The organism is Baekduia sp. (assembly GCF_035318805.1).
In the GTDB taxonomy this organism is placed as follows: domain Bacteria; phylum Actinomycetota; class Thermoleophilia; order Solirubrobacterales; family Solirubrobacteraceae; genus Baekduia.
In genome coordinates, this window is the sequence record NZ_DATHDY010000112.1 from 11,916 (window position 1) to 27,980 (window position 16,065).

15 protein-coding genes and 2 tRNA genes are annotated in these 16,065 nt (G+C 74.3%); 12 read left to right on the forward strand and 5 right to left on the reverse strand.

From position 1 onward, the window contains the following. Window positions 1-2 precede the first annotated feature (2 nt). Genes hutU through VK501_RS22790 form a run of 5 tightly spaced genes read left to right on the forward strand, consistent with a single transcriptional unit; the run spans window position 3 to window position 5,882 of the window. Complete coding sequence (gene hutU, locus VK501_RS22770; RefSeq protein ID WP_324341547.1) at window positions 3-1,652, forward strand: urocanate hydratase; 1,650 nt, start codon at window positions 3-5, stop codon at window positions 1,650-1,652. Continuing rightward, on the forward strand, window positions 1,649-2,884 hold the full coding sequence (gene hutI / locus VK501_RS22775; RefSeq protein WP_324341549.1) for an imidazolonepropionase: 1,236 nt from the start codon (window positions 1,649-1,651) through the stop codon (window positions 2,882-2,884). The genes hutU and hutI overlap by 4 nt, the downstream gene beginning before the upstream one ends. Continuing rightward, entirely contained in the window at window positions 2,881-4,089 is a 1,209-nt protein-coding gene (locus tag VK501_RS22780) for a hydantoinase/carbamoylase family amidase (RefSeq protein WP_324341550.1), read from the forward strand. Before hutI ends, VK501_RS22780 begins: the two co-directional genes overlap by 4 nt. Next, window positions 4,086-5,219, forward strand: a complete 1,134-nt coding sequence (locus VK501_RS22785; RefSeq protein WP_324341552.1) for a formimidoylglutamate deiminase — start codon at window positions 4,086-4,088, stop codon at window positions 5,217-5,219. Before VK501_RS22780 ends, VK501_RS22785 begins: the two co-directional genes overlap by 4 nt. A gap of 12 nt (window positions 5,220-5,231) precedes the next feature. Further along, window positions 5,232-5,882: a hypothetical protein gene (locus tag VK501_RS22790; RefSeq protein ID WP_324341554.1), complete on the forward strand. Its 651-nt coding sequence runs from the start codon at window positions 5,232-5,234 to the stop codon at window positions 5,880-5,882. A 30-nt stretch (window positions 5,883-5,912) separates the two neighbouring features. Here the strand turns inward: VK501_RS22790 and VK501_RS22795 are convergent, their stop codons facing one another. After that, the gene (locus VK501_RS22795) at window positions 5,913-7,448 is read right to left on the reverse strand and encodes a sigma-70 family RNA polymerase sigma factor (protein ID WP_324341557.1); all 1,536 of its coding nucleotides are present in this window, start codon (window positions 7,446-7,448) and stop codon (window positions 5,913-5,915) included. Between the two features lie 109 nt (window positions 7,449-7,557). Between VK501_RS22795 and VK501_RS22800 the strand changes: the two genes are divergently transcribed. Further along, window positions 7,558-7,642: transfer RNA gene (locus VK501_RS22800), tRNA-Leu, on the forward strand. A gap of 48 nt (window positions 7,643-7,690) precedes the next feature. Here VK501_RS22800 and VK501_RS22805 read toward each other — a convergent pair. Then, window positions 7,691-8,299, reverse strand: coding sequence for a helix-turn-helix domain-containing protein (locus VK501_RS22805; protein WP_324341559.1), 609 nt, complete (start codon window positions 8,297-8,299; stop codon window positions 7,691-7,693). 347 nt (window positions 8,300-8,646) lie between these two features. Between VK501_RS22805 and VK501_RS22810 the strand changes: the two genes are divergently transcribed. Then, window positions 8,647-10,194, forward strand: coding sequence for an adenylate/guanylate cyclase domain-containing protein (locus VK501_RS22810; protein ID WP_324341561.1), 1,548 nt, complete (start codon window positions 8,647-8,649; stop codon window positions 10,192-10,194). Window positions 10,195-10,269: 75 nt separating this feature from the next. Here VK501_RS22810 and VK501_RS22815 read toward each other — a convergent pair whose 3' ends face one another. After that, complete coding sequence (locus VK501_RS22815; protein WP_324341563.1) at window positions 10,270-10,452, reverse strand: hypothetical protein; 183 nt, start codon at window positions 10,450-10,452, stop codon at window positions 10,270-10,272. Window positions 10,453-10,604: 152 nt separating this feature from the next. Here VK501_RS22815 and VK501_RS22820 point away from each other — a divergent pair, with 152 nt between their 5' ends. Next, on the forward strand, window positions 10,605-12,239 hold the full coding sequence (locus VK501_RS22820) for an acetolactate synthase (protein ID WP_324341565.1): 1,635 nt from the start codon (window positions 10,605-10,607) through the stop codon (window positions 12,237-12,239). Window positions 12,240-12,777: 538 nt separating this feature from the next. Here VK501_RS22820 and VK501_RS22825 read toward each other — a convergent pair. Further along, window positions 12,778-13,704, reverse strand: a complete 927-nt coding sequence (locus VK501_RS22825; RefSeq protein ID WP_324341567.1) for a Ppx/GppA family phosphatase — start codon at window positions 13,702-13,704, stop codon at window positions 12,778-12,780. 8 nt (window positions 13,705-13,712) lie between these two features. Next, window positions 13,713-14,630 (reverse strand): D-glycerate dehydrogenase, encoded by a 918-nt coding sequence (locus VK501_RS22830; protein WP_324341569.1) that lies wholly within the window; start codon window positions 14,628-14,630, stop codon window positions 13,713-13,715. A 68-nt stretch (window positions 14,631-14,698) separates the two neighbouring features. On the opposite strand from VK501_RS22830, the gene VK501_RS22835 reads away from it, so the two are divergent. From VK501_RS22835 to VK501_RS22850, 4 genes are all read left to right on the forward strand, one after another. Next, window positions 14,699-15,010, forward strand: a complete 312-nt coding sequence (locus VK501_RS22835; protein ID WP_324341571.1) for a hypothetical protein — start codon at window positions 14,699-14,701, stop codon at window positions 15,008-15,010. Between the two features lie 49 nt (window positions 15,011-15,059). Continuing rightward, a tRNA-Met gene (locus tag VK501_RS22840) sits at window positions 15,060-15,133 on the forward strand. 269 nt (window positions 15,134-15,402) lie between these two features. Continuing rightward, complete coding sequence (locus VK501_RS22845) at window positions 15,403-15,552, forward strand: hypothetical protein (RefSeq protein WP_324341573.1); 150 nt, start codon at window positions 15,403-15,405, stop codon at window positions 15,550-15,552. Further along, window positions 15,549-15,998: a hypothetical protein gene (locus tag VK501_RS22850; RefSeq protein ID WP_324341574.1), complete on the forward strand. Its 450-nt coding sequence runs from the start codon at window positions 15,549-15,551 to the stop codon at window positions 15,996-15,998. The genes VK501_RS22845 and VK501_RS22850 overlap by 4 nt, the downstream gene beginning before the upstream one ends. Window positions 15,999-16,065 lie beyond the last annotated feature (67 nt).

Consider the following 16,065-nt stretch of genomic DNA (forward strand, 5'->3'; position numbering starts at 1 on the left):
CGATGTCGGTGACCCACGGACCGGCGCTGCGCTGCCGCGGATGGCAGCAGGAGGCCGCGCTGCGGATGCTGGAGAACAACCTCCATCCCGACGTCGCGGAGAACCCCGACCAGCTGGTGGTCTACGGCGGCATCGGCAAGGCGGCGCGCGACCACCGGTCGCTGGCGGCGATCAAGGACGTCCTCCTGCGGCTGGCCGGCGACGAGACGCTGCTCGTGCAGTCCGGCAAGCCGGTCGCGGTCTTCGAGACGCACGACCGCGCGCCGCGCGTGCTGATCGCCAACTCCAACCTCGTCGGCGACTGGGCGACGTGGGAGCACTTCCGCAAGCTGGACGCCGCCGGGCTGATGATGTACGGCCAGATGACCGCCGGGTCGTGGATCTACATCGGCAGCCAGGGGATCCTGCAGGGCACCTACGAGACGTTCGCCGCGGTCGCGCGCAAGCGCTTCGGCGGCACGCTCGCCGGGCGGCTCGTCGTCACCGCGGGCCTGGGCGGGATGGGCGGCGCCCAGCCGCTGGCGGTGACGATGAACGGCGGCGTGGCGCTGTGCCTCGAGGTGGACCGCCACCGGATCGAGCGGCGGATCGAGACGGGCTACCTGGACGAGCGCGCCGCCGACCTCGACGACGCGCTGGCGCGCTGCGCCGCCGCGGTCGCCGAGGGCCGGCCGCTGTCGATCGGCCTGCTCGGCAACGCCGCCGAGGTGCTGCCCGAGCTCGTGCGCCGCGGCGCGCCAGTAGACGTCGTCACCGACCAGACCAGCGCGCACGACCCGCTGATCGGCTACCTGCCGGCGGGGCTGACGATCGAGCAGGCAGACGTGCTGCGCGCGCGCGACCAGGACGAGTACCTGCGACGCGTCGGGGAGAGCGCCCTGAGGCACGTCGCGGCGATCCGCGACCTCCAGGCCGCGGGCGCCGAGGCGTTCGACTACGGCAACGCGCTGCGGGGCCTCGCTGCGGCGCACGGCGACGCCGACGCGTTCGCCTACCCCGGCTTCGTCCCGGCCTACATCCGGCCGCTGTTCTGCGAGGGCAAGGGGCCGTTTCGCTGGGCCGCGCTGTCGGGCGATCCCGCCGACATCCACGCCACCGACGCCGCGATCCTCGAGCTCTTCGGCGACCAGGAGCACATCGCGCGCTGGATCCGCCTGGCCCAGGAGCACGTCCGGTTCCAGGGGCTGCCGGCGCGCATCTGCTGGCTCGGGGCCGGGGAGCGGCATCTGGCCGGGCTGCGGTTCAACGAGATGGTGGCGTCGGGCGAGCTGCGCGCGCCGATCGTGATCGGGCGCGACCACCTCGACGCGGGCTCGGTCGCCTCGCCCGAGCGCGAGACCGAGGCGATGCTCGACGGCTCGGACGCCGTGGCCGACTGGCCGCTGCTCAACGCCATGATCAACGTCGCGACCGGCGCGTCGTGGGTGTCGATCCACCAGGGCGGCGGCGTCGGGATGGGCAAGTCGATCCACGCCGGCCAGGTGGTGGTGGCCGACGGCACCGTCGAGGGCGCCGAGCGGGTGCGCCGCGTGCTGACCGCCGATCCCGGCATGGGCGTCGCCCGTCACGTCGACGCCGGCTATCCCGAGGCGCAGGACGCCGCGCGGCGCCTCGGGCTGGACATCCCGATGCTGGACGCTCCCGCCGCGTGACGCCGCTGAGCATCGAGGGCGCCGCGCAGGTCGTGCGGCCGCCCGAGGACGGGTTGCCGTATCTGCGGCTGGATCGCGCGGCGCAGCTGCGGGTCGAGCCCGGCGACGTCGTGGCCGACGGTGGGCGGATCGTGGGGTTCGAGGCCGCGGCGGCCGGCGTGGGCGTGAGGCGCATCGACGCCTCGGGCTGCGCGATCGTCCCAGGGTTCGTGGACGCCCACACGCATCTGCCGTTCGCCGGGTGGCGCGCGGACGAGTACGCGATGAAGGTCGCGGGGCGGCCGTACGAGGAGATCGCGCGGGCGGGGGGCGGGATCGCGGCGTCGGCGCGGGCGTTCGCCGACGCCGGCGACGAGGAGGTGCTCGAGCAGGCCGAGCTGCTGGCCGCCGAGATGCTCGCGCACGGCACCACGACGTTCGAGGGCAAGTCCGGCTACGGGCTCAGCGAGGCCGGCGAGCTGCGCGCGCTGGCGCTGGCCGCCGAGCTCGGCGAGCGCGTGGTCCAGACGACGACCTCGACGGCGCTGCTGGCCCACGCGGTCCCGCCGGGCCGGGACGCGGACGGGTGGATGGACGCCGTCGAGGCGCTCGTGCCGCAGACGGTGGCGACCGCGCTGGACATCTACGTGGAGTCGGTGGCGTTCGGGCTCGAGCACCTCGAGCGCATGGGGGCGATCGCGGCGGCCAACGGCCGCGACCTGCGCGCGCACGTCGAGCAGTTCTCGACCATGCGCTCGGTGCCCGTCGCGCTGGCCGCCGGCGCGCGCTCGGTCGACCACCTCGCCTGCCTGCACCCCGACGACCTCGCGCCGCTGGCCGCCGCCGAGTGCGCCGCCGTGCTGCTGCCGGCCGCCGAGCTGCTGGGCGACGAGCGCGTCGCGCCGGGCCGGGCGCTGGCCGACGCCGGGGCGATCGGCGTGCTGGCCACCGACGCGAACCCCGGCACGTCGCCGGTCGTGTCGCTGCCGCTGATCGTCGGCCTGGCCGTGCGCCGCTACCGCTGGACCGTGCGCGAGGCGCTGGCCGCCATCACGCTCAACGCGGCGTGGGTGCTGCGGCTCGACGGCGAGTTGGGGTCCTTGGAGGTCGGCAAGCGCGCCGACGTCGTGCTCCTCGACGCCCCGATCGAGCACGTGCCCTACCGCCTGGGCCACAACCCGGTCGCGCTGGTCGTCGCCGGTGGCGAGGTCGTCCACGTCCGGCCCGACCAGGCGTGGCGGGTGCCGGCGTGAGCGCGGCGGCGGCGATCACCGCCGCCGACCTCGAGGCGCGGCTGAGCGGCCTGCGCTCCATCGGCCTGAGCGCGGCGGGCACCAACCGCCTGGCCTGGACGCCGGAGGACGCGGCGGCCGGCGCCTGGTTCTCCGCGCAGGCGGCGGGCCTGGGGCTGATCGTCTCGCGCGACGCGGCCGGCAACCGCTGGGCCGTCCCGGACCGTCCGGGTCCGTGGTGGGCGGTCGGCTCGCACACCGACAGCGTCCGCGACGGCGGCGCCTACGACGGCGCGCTCGGCGTGGCCGCGGCGTTCGCGATCGCCGCGGCGGCGAGGGTCCCGCTCGCGGTCGTCTCGTTCGCCGACGAGGAGGGCGCGCGCTTCAACACGCCGACCTTCGGCAGCCGCGCACTGGCCGGGACGCTCGACGTCGAGGACGTGCTCCGGCGCCGCGACGACGACGGCGTCCTGCTGGCCGCCGCCCTGCGCGACGCCGGCATCGATCCCGATGGCCTGGCCGCCGCGCCCCCCGCGCTGGGCGACCTGCGCGGCTTCGTCGAGCTGCACATCGACCAGTCGCGCGACGTGGCGGGCGAGGGCGCGCCCGCCGGGATCGTCACGGCGCTCGCCTCGCGCCTGCGCGCCCGGGTCACGTTCGACGGCGCCTCCGACCATGCCGGCACGACGCCGCCCGAGGACCGCCGCGACGCGCTCGCCGCCGCCGCGCGCCTCGTCGTCGCCGCCGACGAGCTGCGCGCCGCGGTCGACGCCGATCCGCCGATGCGCAGCACCGCGGGCCGCATCCTGGTGGCGCCCAACGCGCTGACGAGCATCCCCGCGCACGTCACGGTCTGGCTCGACGCCCGCGCCGCGGACCCGGCCGCGCTCGACGCGTGGCTCGCCGCGGTGAACGCCCGGGCGACCGAGCTGGCCGCCGGCACCGGCGTCGCGATCGCCGTGACGGTCGAGTCCCGCGGCGCGGGCGTGACGTTCGACGGCGACCTGCGCGCGCGCCTCCGGGCCGCCGCCGGCGACGCGCCGTGCCCCGACGTCCTCTGCTGGGCGGGCCACGACGCCGGCGTGCTCGCCCCGCGCCTGCCGGCCGCGATGGTCCTCGTGCGCAACCCGACCGGCGTCAGCCACGCCGCCGCCGAGCACGTCGACCTCGGCGACGCCGCGGCCGCCGCGACCCTGATCCTCTCCACCCTGGAGGGGCTGGTATGACCTCCGGCCGCCGCCGCGACGTCCCGGCCATGCCCAACGCCCACAGCCACGCGTTCCAGCTCGGGCTGCGCGGCGTGGGCGAGCGGCCGGCGCCCGCGGCGCATGCGCGGGACGACTTCTGGTCGTGGCGCACCGAAATGTTCCGGCTGGCGGGCGAGCAGACGCCGGAGTCGATGGCGGAGGGGGCCGAGCGGCTGTACGACGAGATGCGCGCCGCGGGGTACGGCGCCGTCGGCGAGTTCCACTACGTCCACCATCGGCCCGACGGCACGCCGTACCCCGAGAGCAACACCATGGCCTTGGCCGTCGCGGAGGCCGCGGTGGCCGCCGGGCTGGAGATCGTGCTGCTGCCCGCCGCCTACCACCGCGACGGCTGGGACGGAGCGGACCGCCCGCCGCAGGCCGGCCAGCGGCGCTTCTGCGATCCCGACGTCGCGACGTTCCTGAAGCGCGTGGACCGCCTGCGCGTCTGGGCCCAGCACCGGGCCGGCGTCCACGTCGGCATCGCCGCCCACAGCGTCCGCGCCGTGCCCGCCCCGTGGCTTGCGGCCATCGCCGCGTACGCCGACGCGCACGGCCTCGTCCGCCACGTCCACGCCCACGAGCAGCGCCGTGAGCTGGAGGAGTGCCGCGCCGAGCACGGCTGCACGCCGATCGAGCTGCTGGACCGGACCGGCTTCCTCGGCGAGCGGACGAGCATCGTCCACGGCATTCACGTGAGCGAGCGCGACGTCGAGCTGCTCGCGGCGTCGCGCTCCATCGTCGTCTCCTGCCCGACGACCGAGGGCAACCTCGGCGACGGCTACCTGCCCGCGATGGCCTACCGCGACGCGGGCGTGCGCCTCGCGATCGGCTCGGACTCGCAGGTGCGCGTCGACCCGTTCGAGGAGGCCCGCGAGCTGGAGACCGGCGCGCGCCGCGAGCGCCAGACCCGCTTCGGCCTGCTCTCGGCCTACGGCGACCTGTGGGCCGAGCTCGTCGCCAACGGCCGCGCCAGCCTCGGCCTCGACGGCAGCGAGCCGGCGACGATCGCCATCGACCTCGACCACCCGCAGCTCGCCGGCGTCGACCCGGCCGACCTGCCGCGCGCGCTGGTCACGAGCGCCTCGGCGGCCGTCGTCGCCGCCTAGACTGCTGCGTCGATGTCCGCCGTCCGCCCCGAGTTCGGTCCGACGCTGCCAGAGCTGCTCGGGCCGCGCGTGCGCCGGCTGCCGCGCCCCGTCCAGGTCGGGCTCGCCGCGCTGGGCGCGCTCGTCGTGCTGCTCGTGCTCTGGGCGCTCCTGCTGCGCGGCGGCGGCGTCAACGCCAAGCGCGCCGTCATCGTCCGCGCGCCGGTCGCCTTCAACTTCGTCTACCGCGCGCCGTTCTCCAAGGAGCAGCCCGCCGCGGGCGAGCTGGCGCGCGTGGGATCCAGGGAGCAGTCGTTCTCCGTCCGCGAGCTGACGCTGCCGGCCTACCGGGGCGACGCCGCGGGGTTCCTGCCGCTCTACGCCGCCCAGCAGCAGGCCGCGATGGAGCGCCAGTTCCCCGAGTTCCGCTGGCGCACCGACGGCCGCGCGAACATCAACAAGCAGCAGGGCTACGAGATCGTCTTCCAGTACCGGCGCTCCGACGGCGCCCTCGGCTACGGCCGCCGCGTCCTCCTGCTGCCGAGCGTCACCGCGCGCCGGGGCGCCGACATCTGGGTGCTGGCCAAGCGCTCGCCGGCGATCGTCCGCGCCGACGACGTCGGCAAGAACGGCGGGCTGAAGACCTCGCTGCGCTCGTTCCGGTTCGGCACCGAGCGCCCCTGAGCGGGCCGCGGTCCGGCCGCGTGCGCGCGCCTACGGAGTGACCGGGCCCGCGGGCGCGGTGGAGGACGCGGCGGGCGTGGTCGCCGGCGCGTCGGCCGGGGGCGCGGGATCGGCGGGCGCCGGATCGGCCGTGGACGGCGCGCCGGGTGACGGCGCCGGGTCGGCCGGCGGCGGCGTGCTCTCCGACGGCGCCGGGCCGGCCGCGGGGGGCGGCTGAGACGCCTCGGGTGGCGCCGGCGCGACCGCGGCCAGCGGCGCGCTGACGGCCGGCGCGGTGCTTCCGGCCGGAACGGGCTGGTCGGGCAGGCGGGTGTTGTCGTAGCCCTCCTGCGGCGTCGCGGGCACCGTGGTCGAGGCCGGCGTCGTGGCGCTCGCCGTGTCGGTCACGGCCGGGACGGCCGAGGACGGCGCAGCGGCCGGGCGGTCGGCGGCCTTGGCCTTCGCCGCCGCGCGGGAGCCGGCGGGCTCGACGGCCGGAGAGGGCTGCGGCGTGGAGCGCACGGCCGTGGGAGCGGGCGCGACCGGCGGCATCACGGCGCGCACCGGGGCGACCTGCACGGCCGCCGCGGCCTGGCGGTCCAGGCGGCGGTGCTTGACGTGGTCCACCTCGACCGCGCCCGTCGTGACGATCGCCACGGCGGCCAGGCCGGCGGCGGTCTTCGTCGCCACGGCCCCGACGCCGGCCGACAGCGCCGAGCCGGCGGTCGCGCCGCCGACCGTCGCGCCACCGGTCGCCGCGGCGCCGCCGGCGGCCGCGCCACCGGCGCCCTGAGCCAGCAGGAACTTCTTGAAGAGCAGGAGGGGCCCGACCGGGAACACCGCGGCCAGCGCCTTGTTGGTCTGCTTGAGCTGCTTCTTGAACGCCGCACAGCGCGTGCAGCTGCGCACGTGGCGGCGCACGGGCGCGCTCACGCGCGTCAGGCCCTCGGCCCACTCGCCGAGCTCGCCGCGGACCTCTTCGCACGTCAGGCGCCGGGCCTCGGCGGCCTCGGCCAGCGAGACGCGCGCTCGGACGAGCAGCGACTTGACCGACGGGACGGTGGTCTCCATCGCCTCGGCGATCTGCTCGTAGCTCAGCGCGTCGATCTCGCGCAGCAGCAGCGCGGTGCGCTGGGTCTCGGCCAGCGTCTGCACGTCCGCGACGAGCTGGCGGAAGTCCTCGCGGTCGTCGACCTTGTCAGCCGTCGTGGTGCCGTGGTCGGCGAGGTGGACGTCCATCGAGTCCACGCCGATCGCGGTCTGCTTGCGCAGGTGGTTCAGGCAGCGGTTGCGGGCGATCCGGTACAGCCACGGCCGGACGTTGATCGGGCGGTCGTCGGACAGCATCGCGTTGAACGCGGCGGCGAAGACCTCCTGCAGGACGTCCTCGGCGTCCTCGCGGGACGGCAGCATGTGCCGGCAGAACGCGAGCAGCCGCGACTGGTAGCGCGCGACGAGGGCCTCGTAGGCCGCCTGGTTGCCGCGCCGGGTGAGCACGACCAAGCGCTCGTCGCCCTGCAGGCGCAGCAGCGGTGTGGGGCCACGGAGACCGGCGGCCCCGGAGTGTCTGAGTGCGGAGGCTTCCACGCGTGTTCGGCGGGGTGCGAGCTCGCCGTACGTTGAAACGGCGGGCGAGCCGCGAAGTTGCGGTTCGGCGACAGTGTGCCAAACCGGCGGCTAGGCTCCGCAAGGCCGCGCCCGGGTGGTGGAACTGGTCAGACACGGCCGGCTTAAACCCGGCTGCCCGCAAGGGCATGGGGGTTCGAGTCCCTCCCCGGGCATCCCGGCTCGGGCTTCCGAGCCGGGTAGTCCCACGTCCGGGACGCGCGCTAGGCGACTGGCGCGTCGCGGACCGCGCCGGGCGCCAGCGCGTCGAGGAACGCGTCGGCGATGTCGCGGTCGCCCGTGACCTCCAGCTCCGTACGGGACGCGTCGGGGCCCAGGGCCTCGACCCAGGCGCGCTCCGGTCCGGCGATCCGCGCGTCGGCCTCGGGGGCCGACCGCTCCGCCAGGTCGACGTGGCCGTGACGCGACGTCAGCACGTAGCGTTTCATGTCGCCCGCGCGGCGGACGACCGTGACCTCGACCATGCCGTCGACGTCCTCGGGCATCGTCAGGCCCGGCACGCTGCGCAGGATCGCGCCGATGTCGACGGACTCGTCGGGGCGCGGGGGCGACCAGGCCCACCGGGAGCCCCAGCGGGCGAGCGCTCCGACGACCGGGAGCAGGTCCCGGGCGCGCTCGGTGAGCTCGTAGTCGACGCGGGGCGGGACCTCGCGGTAGCGCTGGCGAGTGAGCAGGCCGTCGGCGACCATGCGATTCAGGCGCGACCGCAGCTGCTCGGTGGAGATCCCCGGAAGGACCCGCTGAAGCTCGACGAATCGGCGCGGCCCGGCGACCAGGTCGCGGACGATCAGCAACGTCCACTTGTCGCCCACGAGGTCGAGTGCGCGCGCGTCCGGCGCCCACTGGTTGTACGGGTGCCGCTTGGGGGGTGGAACGGAGGGAATGGCTGCCTCCCGTGAGACCGCATCGATTGGGGACGGAGCCCTCAGCCACCTCAGAGCATACTCGCGTCCGCACCCGGACGCGCCGTTTTTTGGCTGAGATGGACGCGCGTTGGAACGCCGGCCGGTGGATCGGGCGGCTCAACGACTCCGTCCGTCTCCGGACGCCGGTGCAACGGCGCCCTCACGCTCGGATGTGGTGCGATGCCAGCCCGGCAGGGCGCCTTTCGGCGTCCTGCAAGTGGCGCATAGACGTTCGCTGCGTCAGGATCGAGACCGTGCAGCGCACCCTGCTCAACTGGGCTTTTCGCCGCTTCGGCCCCCGTTATCCGCGGGTCGCCATCGCGCTGCTGTTCCAGGTTGCTTTCCTCGTGGTCGCCGGCGGGGTGTGGCTGCTGGACCTGTATGTGGACCTGAGCCGGGCGCAGCTCTGGCGGATCCTCGCGGTGGCCGAGGTCGCGGTGCTCGTCGAGAACGCGCTGGCGATCGGCGTGGTCTGGCGGATGCTGCGCCCCGCGGACGCGTGGCTGAAGGGCGACCGCTCGGCGCACGCGGCGGCCGAGGCGTGGCGTGCGCTGGCCGGAATGCCGCTCGCCTTCGTGCGCTGGGGCCGGGCGGTGCCGTTCGTCCTCAACGTGGTCCCGATCGCGGCGTTCCTGACCGTCGAGCTCGACGCGCCGTTCTGGCCCTCGTTCTTCATCCTCGCGGCGGGCTGCTCGGTCGTCCTGCTCTACAGCGTGTTCCTGCGCTTCTTCGGGCTGGAGCTCGTGCTGCGCCCGGTGCTCGAGGAGGTCTCCTGCGATCTTCCCGACGGCCCCGGCGTGGCGCGCATCAGCGTCCCGCTGAAGTGGAAGCTGCTGATCGCGCTGCCGGCGATCAACATCGTCAGCGGCGTCACCGTCGTCGGCTTCGCCTCGCCGCAGGACGCGGGCCTCGGCCAGCTCGGCTTCGGCGTCCTGGTGACCATCGGCGTCGCGTTCACCGTCTCGCTCGAGCTGTCGCTGCTGCTGCTGCGCTCGGTCCTGCAGCCGATCCAGGATCTCCAGCACGGGACCGCGCGGGTCGCCCAGGGCGACTTCTCGGTGCGCGTGCCGGTGCTCGGCTCCGACGAGACTGGGCGCTTGGCCGGGTCGTTCAACCAGATGGTGTCGGGGCTCGCGGAGCGCGAGCGGCTGCGCGAGGCGTTCGGCGCCTTCGTCGACCCCGACGTCGCCGAGCGCGTGCTCAACGAGGGCACGTCGCTGGAGGGCGAGGAGGTCGAGGTGACGATCCTCTTCCTCGACATCCGCGGCTTCACCGGGTTCGCGGAGCGGGAGGGCCCCCGCGAGGCGGTCGCCCGGCTCAACGAGCTCTACGAGCTGATCGTCCCCGTGCTCGTCCGCCACGGCGGCAACGCCAACAAATTCGTCGGCGACGGCCTGCTCGGCGTCTTCGGCGCGCCGGAGAAGCTGACAGACCACGCCGACCGCGCGGTCGCCGCCGCGCTCGACATCGCCCAACGCGTGCGCGAGCACTACGGCGAGCGGTTGCGCATCGGCATCGGGCTGAACTCCGGCCACGTCGTCGCCGGCACGATCGGCGGCGGCGGGCGCGTCGAGTTCACCGTGATCGGCGACGTGGTCAACACGGCCGCGCGCGTCGAGGAGGCGACCCGCCTCACCGGCGACGACGTGCTGCTGACCGAGGCGACGCTCGACCGGCTGGAGAACGAGCACGGTGGGTTCGTCGCGCGCGGCGAGGCCGCGCTGAAGGGCAAGAAGACGCGCGTCGCGCTCCACGCCCCGCTGGCCGCCGCGGCCAGCCGGTCGGCGCTCCGGGCGATCTAGGCGAAGCCTCGCCCAGGGGGCGAGTTTCGCTGCGGGTGCTCGCCCAGAGGCTCGCACGCCGCGGTCATCTGAGGCTCAGACGTTCACGAGGCCCGCGAGGATCTGCTCGTCGAACGCGTCCTCCTGGCCGAGCGCGGCCGCCGCGGCGGGCGCCAGCATCGGATAGACCGCGTCCTGCTCGTCGGCCAGGGCCTTGAAGCGGCGCGTCGGGAGGCTCTCCTCCTCCGCCGGCGGATCCTTCTCGAGACGATCGTCCACGGGACTCCTCACTCTCCTCGGTGCGTTCCCACCAGTTCTACGCTCCTGACCCGGGGGCGCAACCCGCATGTCTGCTCGTGACACCCGGTCGGGTGCGTCTTGGAGGAAGCCTCTGAAGACCTGACGGTGCGTCGTACGCGAGGATGGTGTCCATGAGCATCGAGACGGAAGCGGCCACGCGGCTGCACGGCGGCCGGCTGATCGCCCGGCGGTTGAAGGCCCACGGCGTGACGAAGCTGTTCACGCTGTCGGGCGGCCACATCTTCTCCATCTACGACGGTTGCCGGGCCGAGGGCATCGACATCGTCGACGTCCGCCACGAGTCGGCCGCGGCGTTCGCCGGCGAGGGCTGGGCGAAGGTGACGCGCGAGCCGGGCGTCGCGGCGCTGACCGCGGGTCCGGGCGTGACCAACGGGATGAGCGCGATCGCCTCGGCGCAGCAGTCAGGCTCGCCGATGCTCGTGCTCGGCGGCCGCGCGCCGGCGATGCGCTGGGGCATGGGCTCGCTGCAGGAGATCGACCACGTGCCGTTCGTGGCGCCGCTGACCAAGACGGCCGCCACGGCCGCGTCGCCCGACGAGATCCCGCAGCTGGTCGACGACGCGCTCGCCGCCGCGATGCGCCCCCACTCCGGCCCGACGTTCCTGGACTTCCCGATGGACCACGTCTTCTCCGAGGGCGAGGACACGGGTATCGAAGGCGCGCTGCACGACCCGCGCTCCGAGCCGGTCGCCGAGGGCGTCGAGCGCGTGCGCGCGCTGCTGGACCGCGCCGAGCGGCCGGTGATCATGGCCGGCACGAACCTGTACTGGGGCCGCGGCGAGGTCGCGCTGCTGGAGCTGGCCGAGCGCCGGGGGATCCCGGTCTACCTCAACGGCCAGGCGCGCGGCTGCGTGCCGGCCGACCATCCGCTGTTCTTCTCGCGAGCGCGCGGGGAGGGCCTGAAGGGCGCCGACCTCGCGCTGGTCATCGGCGTGCCCATGGACTTCCGCCTCGGGTTCGGCGGCTCGTTCGGCGAGGACACCGAGATCGTGGCGGTCGACCGGGCCGAGCCGGTCCGGGTGCATCCCCGCCCGGTCGCCGCCGAGCTGTACGGCGGGATCGACGCGACGCTGCGCGCGCTGATCGGCGACGGCCGTGACACCGGCGACTGGGTCGCGCACCTGCGCGGCAAGGAGACCGAGAAGCGCGAGGCCGAACGCGCCGAGCTCGACGACGGCCGCGCGCCGCTGCACCCGATGCGGCTGTACCGCGAGCTCGGCGAGATGCTCGACCGCAACGCGATCGTCATCGGCGACGGCGGCGACTTCGTGTCCTACGCCGGCCGCGTGATCGACACCTACGAGCCCGGCTGCTGGCTCGACCCGGGCCCGTTCGGCTGCCTCGGCACCGGCCCCGGCTACGCGCTGGCCGCCAAGCTGGCGCATCCCGACCGCCAGGTCGTCCTGCTCGTCGGCGACGGCGCCTTCGGCTTCAGCGGCATGGAGTTCGACACGCTCGCGCGCCACGGCGTGAACATCGTCGCGGTGATGGGCAACAACGGCATCTGGGCGCTGGAGAAGCACCCGATGGAGTTCCTGTACGGGTACTCGGTGGCCGCCGAGCTGCGTCCGGAGACGCGCTACGACCAGGTCGTCGAGGCGCTGGGCGGCCACGGCGAGCTGGTCCGCACGCCGGAGGATCTCAAGCCGGCGCTGGCACGCGCGTTCGAAGCGGGCGCGCCGGCACTCGTCAACGTGCTCACGGATCCCGACGTCATCTATCCGCGCAAATCGAACCTGGCATAGGCGGGCCGATGGACCGTTCTTCGGCAAGAAGAAGGGCAGTACTTTCCGGTGCGCTGATAGGCCACCAGAAAGTCGGAAGCCGCCTACGAGAGGCGGCTTCCAAACTCGGCCCCGACAGGACGGGCAGGGGTACGTGCCATGCGGGGGCCTGATTGTTAGGCCCGAACGGCGGGAGGCGCCGATTCGATGCGGCTTCGTTCGGACCTATGTGCCGAGACGGCAGGAGAACGAGCCTGTTCGGCACGTACACCCTTCGACCCGACACCCAGCAGTATCCGGGGGGCTCGAACCACCCACAATCAGACACCCGTCCAGGTGCGTTCCGAGAAGTGGGGATGCGAGGTACAACCTGCCGTGCGGCAGACGGGGAGACGCAGTCCATCGGGCAACGTCCAACCCGGGTCGTAAGCGGCCGGGGCGGGCGCGCTCCTCAGCCCTCGCCCGTCCCGCCGCCAACTGTCCCGACGCGTGCTCGGGGACACGGGCCGGACGCCCGTGCGAGTGCATCAGCAGGAGCAGTGCAGCGAGTTGCAGGGCATCAGGCGGAGGCGGCGGGCCGGTCCAGCGCCGCTCCCCGCAGGATGTCGTGCTCGGAGACCTCGACCTCGTCGAGGCGAAACGCGCGCATCGCCTCGATCAGGAGCACGAGGCCGGCGACGATCGCCGGCGCCCGGTCGGGGTGCAGGCCGATGACCTCTCGCCGTCGAGCCTCGGTCATCCCGGCGAGCCGGGGCAGGAGCATCTCGAGCTGCGCGCGCAGGAGGCGGAAGCCATGGACGCGCGCGGGGTCGTAGGGATCGAGCTCCTGGAGGATCGCCGCGGCCGAGGTGGCGGTGCCGGCCACGGCGATGCCGGCCTCGACGCCGTTGCGGATCTCGGGCGGCACGGTGGCGGTGAAGATCTCCTGCGCCTCGGCGGCGAGGGCCTGCAGCTCGCTGGACCGGGGCGGATCGCCGCGCAGGAACCGCTCGGTCTGGCGGACGACGCCGGCCTGGGTCGAGACGTGGAAGTCGACCTGTCGATCGTGGCCGACGACGAGCTCGGTGGAGCCGCCGCCGACGTCGAGGACGACGAGACGGCGGTGGTCACCCGGGCGGTCGCTGGTGGCGCCGCGGAAGGTGAGCCGCGCCTCCTCGTCGCCCGTGATCGTGTGGGCGTCGAGGCCGAAGCGGTCGCGGACCTCCTGCGTGAACGCGGCGCCGTTGCGGGCGTCGCGGACGGCGCTGGTGAGGACGGCGGTGGTGGCCGTGACGTCGTGGGCGTCGATGTCGTCCCGGTAGGCGGCGAGGGCGGCGAAGACGCGGTCCATCGCCTCGGGCGCGAGCGTGGCGGTGTGGTCGACGCCCTGGCCGAGGCGCGTGATCGTCGTGCGGCGCTCGAGCTCGGTGATCGTGCCGTCCGGCGCGACGTCGGCGATCAGCAGGCGGGTCGAGTTGGTCCCGATGTCGACGACCGCGCGGCGCATCGGCGTACTCAGGCCGGGTGGGGCATCGGGCGCCCGTCGAGGCCTGCGAGGAGGTTGTCGACGGCCATCGCCGCCATGCGGGAGCGGGCGGTGGTGGTGGCCGAGCCGATGTGCGGGACGACGAGGAGGTTGGGCGCGGTCAGCAGCGGGTCGTCGGCGGGGAGCGGCTCGGGGTCGGTGACGTCGAGCGCGGCGCCGGCGAGCCGGTGGTCCTCGAGGGCGCTCCTGAGCGCCCCCTGGTCGACGAGGCCGCCGCGACCGGTGTTGACGAGGATCGCGGTAGGCTTCATCGCGGCGAGGGCCGCGGCGTCGATGACGTGGCGGGTCTGCGGCGTCAGCGGCGCGTGCAGGGAGACGAAGTCGGCTTGTTGTAGGGCTTGGTGGAGGTCGTCGTCGCGACCGACCGTGATGACGTTCATCGCGAAGCCGGCGGCGCGGTCGGCGACGGCCCGCCCGATGCGCCCGGGGCCGACGATGACGAGCGTCGCGCCGTGGACGTCGGCGCCGAGCCAGCCCCGGGCCTCCCAGGTGCGCCAGCGGCCGCTCTGCACCGCGGCGTTGGCCTCGACGATGCGGCGGGCGGCGGCGAGCAGGAGGGCGAAGGCGAGGTCGGCGGTGGCGTCGGTGAGGACGTCCGGGGTGACTCCGACCTGGATGTCGCGCCGGGCGGCAGCCTCCAGGTCGATGTTGTCGGAGCCGACGGCGTAGTTGGCGATCGCCCGCAGGCCGGTGGCGGCATCGAGGAGCTGCTGGTCGACGCGGTCGCTGAGCATCGTCAGCAGGCCCTGCGCGTTGGCCGTGCGCTCACGCAGCTCGGTGGGGTGGGGCGGCAGGTTGTCCTCCCACACGTCGACGTCGTGACCGGCGGCCGCCAGCCGGTCGAGGGCGTCGCCGGCCAGGGCGCGGGTGACGAAGACGTGGGCCATGGGATCCGTGATGCTGCCATGCCGCGGCGACGCGGCCGCGAGCGCCCGCGGGCCCTACGCTCCCGGGCATGTTCATCGGCACGGCGCGCACCGGCGACCCCGAGGCGCCCGAGATCGTGCCGAGCGCGCACTGCGTGGCGCGCTACCGCGAGCGGATGCCGGTGCGGGTGCCGGGGATCGACGAGGTCGCCCGTTCGCTGATGGAGGCCTTGGAGTCGGCCGACGTGACGCGGTGGCCTCCGGGATGGGCGGTGACCGATCGCCCCGCGCCACTGTGGGCGATCTCAGGCGACCTCGCCTTTCCACTGGCCCGCACGGACGTTCCCGGGCGCTGGCTGGCGGTGACCTGCCTCCGCCGCTCCCAGGCGTCAGGCCGTTAACACCATGCCGGGTCCGTCCGACCCCGTTCAGCTATAGTTCGCTGTCCGCCGCGGGGTGGAGCAGTCTGGTAGCTCGTCGGGCTCATAACCCGAAGGTCGCAGGTTCGAATCCTGCCCCCGCTACTACGAAGACCCCTCTCGCCAGGGGGTTTTCGTGCTTAAGGAGACGGCTCGGCGGGCGGGCGTGGTCTCGTTTTGGGACTCAGTTGTCGGTGGAAACGCTACCTGCGCGCCGGACGGAGCGGAGCGCCACGTCCGCTCTCGAACCCGCCGGGGGCGAGTTCCCGGTCCTCGGGTCCTACAGGGTTCGGAGAGGTCTCTCTCCGACAACTGAAAAAGCGCCCCCGCGCCGCGCGAACGGCCGGGGGCATGGCCCAAGGAGCACTACCTCCATGAGCAGCCCGGACGCTATCCCGTCCCGGGGCGACGTTGTCGTCGTCCCTGACTATCTGCGCGACATGCCCAATCCGGCATTTGCGCCTAACCGCCTCGGCGGCCGGCCGTTGACCGACGACCTCGACGCGACGGAGGCCCGGCGATGAAGGTCACCGGAACGGGCAACCCCGCGTCGCTGACGTTGCGCCTGCGCGAGCGCGAGATCGTCGGCCTGAAGGAGGAGCTCGGTCACCGGGCGGCGGTCGCCGACGACGCGGCGACGAGCCCGGCCGTGCAGACCACGGCAAGCGATGGCCGCCCCGGTCCCGACAACATCCTGGCGACGGTGACGGCGATGCTGGATCAGCTCGCCGCGACCAAGGCCAACGAGCAGGGCCGCGTCGTGGTGTCGGGCCCGACCTGGCTGCTGGCACCCGCGATTCGCGGAGCGACCGCCGAAGCCGCCGAGCAGCTCGTCTCGGTACTGCGGCGGTTCACGCGCGACGGCGACGCTACGCCCGAGGAGCTTCGCGACGCGATCTCTGCCGCGTCGGCCTGGAGCGAGACGCTGATGGGCTCCGAGCACGTTCAGAACCACGGGCTTCCGGGCTGATTCGACCCACGCCGACACCTCGCGCGTGCGTCCCACGGGGACGGCGCGCGGCGTGCCGGCTCGGCCC

Excerpts from the sequence above, each read along its gene's own strand:
- hutU (WP_324341547.1), top strand. The coding sequence starts at position 3 with ATGTCGGTGACCCACGGACCGGCGCTGCGCTGCCGCGGATGGCAGCAG.
- VK501_RS22785 (WP_324341552.1), top strand. The coding sequence starts at position 4,086 with ATGACCTCCGGCCGCCGCCGCGACGTCCCGGCCATGCCCAACGCCCAC.
- VK501_RS22790 (WP_324341554.1), top strand. The coding sequence starts at position 5,232 with ATGTCCGCCGTCCGCCCCGAGTTCGGTCCGACGCTGCCAGAGCTGCTC.
- VK501_RS22820 (WP_324341565.1), top strand. The coding sequence starts at position 10,605 with ATGAGCATCGAGACGGAAGCGGCCACGCGGCTGCACGGCGGCCGGCTG.
- VK501_RS22825 (WP_324341567.1), bottom strand. The coding sequence starts at position 13,704 with ATGCGCCGCGCGGTCGTCGACATCGGGACCAACTCGACCCGCCTGCTG.
- VK501_RS22830 (WP_324341569.1), bottom strand. The coding sequence starts at position 14,630 with ATGGCCCACGTCTTCGTCACCCGCGCCCTGGCCGGCGACGCCCTCGAC.
- VK501_RS22835 (WP_324341571.1), top strand. The coding sequence starts at position 14,699 with ATGTTCATCGGCACGGCGCGCACCGGCGACCCCGAGGCGCCCGAGATC.
- VK501_RS22845 (WP_324341573.1), top strand. The coding sequence starts at position 15,403 with ATGAGCAGCCCGGACGCTATCCCGTCCCGGGGCGACGTTGTCGTCGTC.
- VK501_RS22850 (WP_324341574.1), top strand. The coding sequence starts at position 15,549 with ATGAAGGTCACCGGAACGGGCAACCCCGCGTCGCTGACGTTGCGCCTG.